The 551-nt window shown below is 40.8% G+C and carries 1 pseudogene; it reads left to right on the forward strand.

The window, feature by feature from the left end:
* Positions 1-42: 42 nt before the first annotated feature.
* Positions 43-551, forward strand: a pseudogene (locus tag D8845_RS10375) (hypothetical protein); the annotation flags it as partial.

Here is a 551-nt window from a genome sequence, read left to right on the forward strand (position 1 = left end):
GAAAAGTAGATCCAAAAGAGAAGAAAAGTAGATCCAAAAGAGAACCAAGGTAAAGATGGAGACACATTCGTAAATACACAAACAGGAGATGTATTCGTTAAGAAAGGTAACACTTGGGAACCAGCAGGCAACATCAAAGGACCAAAAGGTGACAAGGGTGAGAACGGAAAAGATGGATTCACACCAGAAGTAACCGTTACAGACAACAATAACGGAACACACACCATCACCATCACCCAACCAGACAATAAACCATCCCTAACAACCATCGTTAAAAACGGTGAAGATGGAAAAACACCAAAAGTCAAAGCAGAACGAGATGAAGCGAAGAAACAAACAACATTAACCTTCTACATTGACAAAGATGGCGATGGAAACTACACAGAAGGAACAGACACACTTGTTCAAACAACAGTAGTTAAAGATGGACAAGATGGAGCAAAAGGTGCGGATGGAGCATCTGGTCGTGACGGTAAAGAAGTATTAAACGGAAAAGTAGATCCAAAAGCTACAGACGGCAAAGATGGAGATAGCTTCGTTAATACTGAAAC

It is taken from the genome of Streptococcus mitis (assembly GCF_003942865.1).
Lineage (GTDB): Bacteria > Bacillota > Bacilli > Lactobacillales > Streptococcaceae > Streptococcus > Streptococcus mitis_BI.